Genomic DNA, 5,061 nt, shown 5'->3' on the forward strand with positions numbered 1-5,061 from the left:
GCGCATCGTGGCCACCTCGCAGAAGGCCGGCACCGGCGGCATCTCGCCCGGCAGGATGTCCAGCGGGTCGGTGGCGAGCAGCGCGGTGGCGGCCTGGGTCATCGCCTCGCCATAGGCTGCAGCGGCTTCGAGCAGCGCGGTGCGCCCGCCTGCCTGCTCCGCCATCCAGCGCAACGTGTAGCGCGCGTCGTCGCGCTCCGCGCTGTGCTGCGCCGAGAACGCCGCGGGCAGCGCATGCGACAACACCGTGCGGGGGAACTTCGCGATCCACTCGGCGGCGGCGCTGCGGTGCACACGCGCTTGCCGCAGCAGCTTCGCCATGCGCGGCACCAGCAGCGGCGTGTCCATCAGCAGCGCGATGCGCGGGCCCTTGCCCTGGTGGGTCGACAGCACCGCGACCATGCCGGGGATCGCTGCCACGCCGAGGCGGGCCAGCACCTGTTCGGCGTCGAGGCTCCAGGGGCTGAGCATCCAGCGCTCGGGCGGGAAGCTGTTCCACAGCGTGAGCTGCGCGGCCTGCGGCGCGTCGAACAGCAGCGACATCGAGGCATAGGTCGCCGAGGTGTCGCCGTCCTGCAGCGGCTGGCCCGCCAGCAGGCGCTGCGCGCCCGCATCGGTGAGCTTCAGCTCGGCTGGAAAGCCGTGTGCATCGCGTTGGGGGTTCAACTGGCGCGGCGCGGACTTCAGGCGCTCCAGCAGATCCTGCCGCCATGCCAGCGCCTCGGGCGTCGCGATGGCAGCAACCTCCAGCACCGGCAACTGCCCCGGCCGATCGGCGCGCAGCCACGGTGGTTCGCGCAGGATCGGCGGCACGGCCTCGTCGGGCGCTTCCACCGGATTCAGCGCCGCCACCGCGCCCTCGAAGCGGGTGCGCAGCGCCGGCTCCAGCGCATCGAGCGCCGCAGGCAAGGCCTCCGGCCACTCATGCGCCAACCGCAAGGCCCAGGTCTCGGCGGCCCGGCTGCGCCCGGCCATCGCCTGGCGGATCACCGTGAACAGCACCGCCACCGGATGGGTCTTCGCCAGCTTCTCCAGCGCGTCGCGCACCTTCTTGTGGTCCGATTGCGCCGCGAGCAGCGGCAGCAGGCCGGGCACCTTCATCTGCGCCGCGAGCTTGAGGGCCTGCGTCCCGATCTTGGGATCGCGCGAGCTCAGGCGCGTGCGGATGAACCACGCCAGCACCTCCAGCGCTGCCTCGCCATGCAGCTTCAACTGCAGCAGCACGCCCTTCGTCAACGTGGCGTGATCGAGCCAGGGGTGTGCCGCGGCATGCGCGAGAAAGTCGGCCGGCTGCATCGCGGACCAGCACAGCACCGCATGCCCCCAGGGCTCCTTGCCGTGCGCGGCCAGCCATTCGGCCGTCCACTCGCCGAGGTGCGGGAAGACGAAGGCGCAGGCACGGGCGGCCGGCGAAGAACCCGTTCTGCCGCGCTGCGCCACCGCGAGCGCGGCTTCGTACGCGGCCTCGTCGGCGCAAGCGACCGCGTCACGCAGCGGCTCGAAGCGCGCGAACCACTCCGCGTGGGCCTGGGGCAGCGGGTTTCCCAACGCGGCTTCCAGCGCGGCGGCAGGGCTCTGCGGGGCCGACGGTGCGGATGAAGGCAGGTGAACGCCGCGCATCACCGGCAACAGCGCCAGCCACTCGGGCGTCCACTGGAAGCCGCCGGTGGGCCAGACCAAGCCGAGGGGTGCCTTCTTCATGGCAGCGGCGCCAGCAGGTCGGCGTCGCGCAGCACCTCGCTCGCGATGATCGGGTCGAGCCGCTCGAATTTCACATGGCCTTGCTGGGCCCAGGTGCCGGCCTCGCGCAGCACGATCTTCGGGATGCGCTGCTTCGGCTCGTAGCTCAGGCCGCCGATCACGGTGCCGGGGTCGAGTTCGAGCTCGACCTCCAGCCCGCCGGCCACGCGCTTCGTGAACCAGCCGACCCAGCCGCCGTCCTGCGCGGCACCACGCTCCCAGCCGCGGTTGACCAGGCCCATCACGCTGCCGGTGGCCACTGTCTTCTGCTCGAAGCGCTTCAGCTCGGTGCCTTGCAACTCGTCGGGCGTGAGCCGGTAGGTCTCGCGGCCGAGCTGCTTGAACGGCTGCAGGATCTCGTAGTCGGCGAACACCTGGCCGAACGCGGCCTGCATCGCTGCCGGCATCTCCAGCACGTGGACGATGCCGACGTTGGCCTCGTCGGGCAGCGTGGTCTGCACGTCGTCGCCGTCGGCGAGCGTCCAGTCCTCAGCGACGCGGAAGGCGCTGGCCAGCATGCCGGCCGGATCGCCCTCGCGGGCTTCGTACACGCCCCACACCACGCGCGCCGCCAGGTGGCGCATCAGCGGGTGATCGAGGAAGAACAGCTTGAAATCGACCGCCGTCCAGCGGCGCCGCTCGACCATGCTCATCTCGAGCCGCGTCACCTGCAGGCTGGCGATGGCCTTGGCGTCCTTCTTCAGCTGCTTGAAGCGATCGGTTGCCGCCTCGGCCAGCGCGGCGTCGTCGCTCTTGATCGGCTTCGGCAGGTCTTTCAGGCGCACGCCCTGCGCATCCTTCACGAACGGCTTCAGCGTCTCGTCGAAGCCGACGAAGAAGCGGCGCGGCCCGAAATCGAGCGCCAGCGCGCCGTGCTCGTCGAGCCCCAGGTCGGGCACCAGCCGGTCGGCCAGCTCGGCGGCGGTGAAGCCGCGCACCTCGGCCACCGCGGCGATCTTCTCCTTCGCGCGGTCCTGCAGCGCCTTGAACTTGACCTTGCCGGCGATGCCGTTCAGGTGCATCAGCGCGACATCGCTGCCGATCGCGGCCAGCAGGTCCAGCCCGGTGACCGCACGCTGGTGCGCCGATTCGCCGGGCCACTCGCGGATGCGCGGCGCGAGCCGGCGCGCGGTCTCGTCATCGCCCAGCAGGCCGAGCGCGGCGAAGGCCCAGCCGTCCTTGCTCGGCGCGCCGGCGGCGATCCAGGCCTCGAACAGGTCCCAGGCGAACTCGGCCAGCGAGGCCGGCGTGCAGAGCTCCTTGACGATCGCGAGGCCGGGGTAGGGCGCCTCGAGCCGGCTGATCGCGAGCATCGAACCGATGTGCTCGATGGCGCTGGTCGGCAAGGCCTCGCCGCCGTCGCGCAGCAGCGGGCGGCGCAGCGCAGGCGCGACGAAGAACACCGGCAGCTTCGGCATGCGCGCCGGCAGCACCAGCAGCGGGTCGGCGTCGAGCAGGGCTTGCAGTGCCTGCTGCATCGGGGTGCCTTCCGTCGTGTCGTACGACTCGGCGATCTTGCGGGCCTGCGCCTCGAAGCCGTTGGCCATCAGCCAGCGCAGGCCGAACTGTGCGTTCTCGCGTGCCGTGCGGTCCTTGCCGAAGGCGAGCGGCAGAGCCTGTGTCAGCGCGGTGTCGGCGTGCGCGCGCAGCCACGCGATGGCCTGCGCCTTGGCCTTCTTCAGGTTGCGCAGCGCATGCAGGGCAATCGGCACGAGCTGCGCGCTGTCGACGTCGATCGCGAGCGACAGCCCGCCTTCCGGATACGACTGCACGTAGCCGACGAAGCCCGGCACCGCGGCCTCGCCGTGGCGGGCGAGGATGGCGCGAATCGGCGCATCGACATCGCTGTACGAATACCAATGCTTCGATGGGTAGCTGTTCCACAGCGCGAGTGCGGCGGGCTCGGGGAACAGCAGCAAGAGGCCGGGCGCCTGGCCGTAGAAGTACTGCTTCGTGATCTTGAAGTCCTCGGGCAGCAGCGGCTGGCCGGCCATCACGCGCGCCTGGCCTTCCGCCGTGATCTGCATCTCGGTCATCGCATGCGCGGTCGGGCTCGGCAACTGCTTGGTGTACCAGGGATTGACCTGGAGGGAGGCATGCCGCTTGCGTTCATCGGCGGTCCATTCGATGCGATCGGGCGTCGTGCGGGCCACGATGTCGAGCGTTGGCAGATCCGTGGCGCGCGCCTTGCGCAACCACGGCGGCTCGCGCAGCAGCGGCGGCAACTGCTCGGGCGCGGCCTCGGCGCTCTGCAGCGCATCGAGCAGCGCCTGGAAGCGCTCGCGCTCGCCGTCGGCCAGCGTGGGCAGGGCCTGCGCCAGCGCGGCGGGTTCTCTCAGCGCGAGCCGCACCGCCCAACCTTCGGCGAGCCGAGAGCGCGTGGCGAGAGCATGGCCGATCACGCACTGCAGTGTGGCGGCCGGGTAGCGCTCAGCCAGCTTGTCGAGCGCGGCGCGTGCCTCCTTGCGCTCGATCAACTCAGTCAACAGCGCGATGCTCTGCGGCACGCGCATGCGCAGCACCAGCGCGATGTATTTCTCACTGTTGTCGCGGTCGCTGGCTCGGCGCAGCAGGTCGGCGAGCAGCTCGAAGGCATCGACGCCGTGCAGGCGGATCTGCAGCAGCAGGGCGTCTTTCAGCGCGTAGAAGTACGGCGCGACCGGCTTCAGATAGCGCCGCATCGCGTCGGCCGGCACCACGCAGTCGCGCAGGAAGGGCCAGTCGCTGCCAGGAGCGTCGGCCATCGCGGCGAGGGCCCAGTCGGTGCGATGCGGGCACAGCACGGCACGCAGCAGCCGGTCGAGCGGCGTCGAGCCGGCCTGGCGCTCCAGCGTGGCGACGGCCGCATCGTGTTCGGCCTCGTCGGCCGCGGCGATCACGTTGCGCAGCGCCTGGAACTGCGACTGGATGACGCGGCTCAGCGTGTACTCGTGAGGGTGYACGCCGCGCGCGAGGTCGAGCGCGATCTCGAGCATGAACGGCACGCCGTGCAGCGCGATGCCGACGTAGGTGCTCCAGTGCAGGCCGTGGTTGCCGTAGTGGTCGCCCTGGTGCAGGACGTTGGCGTGCAGGCTCTGCGCACAAAGCTCCAGCCAGGCATCCGGATCGGCCTGCGCCAGCTGCGCGGCCTGGGTCTTCTCGGCGAAGGTGGCGGCGCTCCACGGCGACCAGGGGCGGTTCAGGCGCGTTGCGAGTTCGGCGAACTCCTGCTTGCCGTGGGAGTACTGGGTCTCGTAAACGCTGAAGGGCGAGGCCAGCAGCACGTGGCCGTCGATCGGTGTCGGCGCATGGACACCGCGTACCACCGGCACGTCGCTGCGC

General features: G+C 71.0%; 2 protein-coding genes. Both read right to left on the bottom strand.

The genetic code is table 11. The features are described 5' to 3' along the window. Positions 1 to 1,701: hypothetical protein (locus tag AC1D15_RS17615; protein WP_477826993.1), on the bottom strand; the 1,701-nt coding region annotated here is incomplete at its 3' end. Beyond that, positions 1,698 to 5,061: DUF4132 domain-containing protein (locus AC1D15_RS17620; protein ID WP_477826994.1), on the bottom strand; the 3,364-nt coding region annotated here is incomplete at its 5' end. The genes AC1D15_RS17620 and AC1D15_RS17615, both read right to left, overlap by 4 nt.

The sequence above is a fragment of the Rhizobacter sp. P2_H2 genome (genome assembly GCF_056403375.1).